The following is a 2,607-nucleotide window of genomic DNA, read 5'->3' as shown; positions in this document are numbered from 1 at the left end:
GTTGGTTCGGTGGCAGAGCGGGTGCCGTCGCAGATGGTGCCGGCTGTGGTGGTGGTGGTTGACGGGTTGCCGGTGACGCCGAATGGGAAGTTGGACCGAGACGCTCTACCCACACCGGACTTTACCGGCGTTCGGACGGATTTCCGGGCTCCGGTCACCGAGGTGGAATCGATGTTGGCAGGTTTGTTCGAGGAAGTTCTCGGGCTCGGATCAGTGGGCGTGGAGGATTCGTTTTTTGCGCTCGGCGGCGACAGCATCATGTCGATTCAGCTCGCAGCACGGGCAAAGGCTCAGGGAGTGGTCATCTCGCCGCGGGATGTGTTCGAGCGTAAGACGATTGCCGGACTGGCGGAGGTAGCAGTTCTTTCGGGTGAGGCCGAGGTAGCCAGGTTGGAGGAATTGGCCGGCGGCGGGGTCGGTGAAGTTCCGTTGACGCCGATAATGCAGTGGCTCGTCGTCCGGGGTGGTTCAGGGTTCCATAGATTCTCGCAGGCGGTGCTGCTGAATTTGCCGACGGGAATCGACGAGCAGGGTTTGGCGAGCACGGTGCAAGCGGTGCTCGACCATCACGACATGCTACGAGCTCAGTTACGCCCAGGTGCACACGGATCGTGGGTGTGGAAAGTCCTGCCCGTCGGATCAATTCAAGCAGAGAAAGTGATTCGGAAGGTATCGGCCGGGCCAGGCGTCGCCGATTTCCGTGAGGTGGCTGCGTGCGAGTTGGACGCCGCAGCGGATCGGCTTGATCCCAGTACCGGCGCCGTGGTGCAGGTGGTGTGGTTCGATCCCCCGAATGCCGGCGAGCAGGGTTGCGCGTTGGTGGTGGCTCATCATTCGGTGATCGACGGGGTGTCGTGGCGGGTGGTGATACCCGATCTCGCGATTGCGTGGTCGCAGATCGCGGCTGGAATGGAACCAGCGCTGTCGCCGGTCGGAACGTCGATGCGTCGCTGGGCCTACGGGCTGGCCCAGGAGGCTCGTCGACCCGAGCTCGTAGCCGAACTCGACCTGTGGCAATCGATGGCTGCGGTGGACGATCCGGTGATCGGGTCTCGGCCCCTCGACCCTTCCGTCGACGTGGCTACTACTGCCGACACTGTCGAGATCGAGGTCTCCCCGGAGGTAACCGAGGCACTGCTCACCACAGTTCCCGAAGAGTTTCACGGTGGTGTGGTCGACGCACTGCTGGCCGCACTGGCCGTTGCTGTCACAACATGGCGGCGCGAAGATAACCCTTCCCTCGCAGATATTCTCATCGGTCTCGAGGGTCATGGACGTGAAGAAGGTGTGGTTCCAGGTTCGGATCTGAGTCGGACCGTCGGTTGGTTCTCCACGAGCTTCCCACTGCGGTTGGATCTTTCGGATATATCTCTGAGCGACGCCGCCGCTGGTGGTCCGGCCTTGGGTGCCGTGGTCAAATCTGTCAAGGAACAACTCCGGGCGATACCGGACCACGGGATCGGCTACGGATTGCTGCGGTATCTCAACGAGGACACCGGATTGGTGTTGGGGGAGTTCCCAACACCGCAGATCGGCTTCAACTATCTCGGCAGGGTTCGTGCAGGTGAAGTGTCAAACGAGTCCGGGGCGGCCTGGATTCCGATCAACGGGGACGCTGGCCTGGGCGGTGCACAGAATCCGGATATGCCGCTTCCAGCCGTTCTCGACATCAACGCACTCACCGTCGAAAGTCACGACGGCAGACCGAGACTGCGCGCAATCTGGTCGTTCCCCACAGGCATACTGGCGAAGAGCGACGTTCAGACGGCCGCGAGAATGTGGTCGGAAACGCTTGGCGCGCTCGCCGCAGACGCCGGGCAACCGGGCGTCGGAGGACGGACGCCGTCGGATCTGGACTTGGTCGGTCTCGGCCAAGGTGAAATCGAGTTGCTCGAGGATCGGTACCCCGCGTTGAGTGATGTGTGGCCGTTGTCCCCGCTGCAGGGAGGTTTGCTGTTCCATGCGCTGGCGTCGGCGGGGTCGGTGGACGCCTACCTGGTGCAGTTGGTTGTCGAATTGCGGGGTGAGGTTGATCCGGAGCGATTGCGCGGTGCCTGCCAATCGGTGCTCGATCGCAATCCGAATCTGCGGACCGCCTTTCTGTCCGACATCGGATCTCAGCCGGTTCAAGTGGTGCAGGATGGCGTCGAAGCACCGTGGACGGAAATCGACCTTTCGGGATTGGACACCGCCGCGCGTGTTCGTGCTTGGGACCATTTGATGGCGGAGGATCGTGCTACCCGGTTCGATCCGACTCGTGCCCCGTTGTTGCGGTGGATGCTGGTCAGCACCGGCCCGGGAAGCTATCGCCTGGTGATGACCAATCATCATCTGCTGCTCGATGGTTGGTCGACGCCGCTACTTCTGAAGGAATTGCTGGTGCTCTATGCCACCGACGGCGCGACACTACCCCGGGTCCGTCCTTATCGGGACTTTCTGGCCTGGGTCGCCGGGCAGAACAAAACAGAATCACTTGACGTGTGGGCGAGAGCATTTGACGGTGTCGACGAGCCGACGTTGGTTGCGCCGGTTGATCCTGCTCGTCGGTACGGCGGGTCGCGGGATGTGTTCGGTGAGTTGACCGAGGATCAGACTGTGGCGTTGATG

1 protein-coding gene is annotated in these 2,607 nt (G+C 62.1%); it reads left to right on the top strand.

From position 1 onward, the window contains the following. A partial coding sequence (locus ACFRFQ_RS30450) for a condensation domain-containing protein (protein ID WP_378665303.1) occupies positions 1-2,607 on the top strand: 2,607 nt, incomplete at both ends.

Source organism: Rhodococcus sp. NPDC056743 (assembly GCF_042790355.1).
Classification (GTDB): Bacteria; Actinomycetota; Actinomycetes; order Mycobacteriales; family Mycobacteriaceae; genus Rhodococcus_F.
This window is presented reverse-complemented; position numbering and strand designations above follow the sequence as displayed.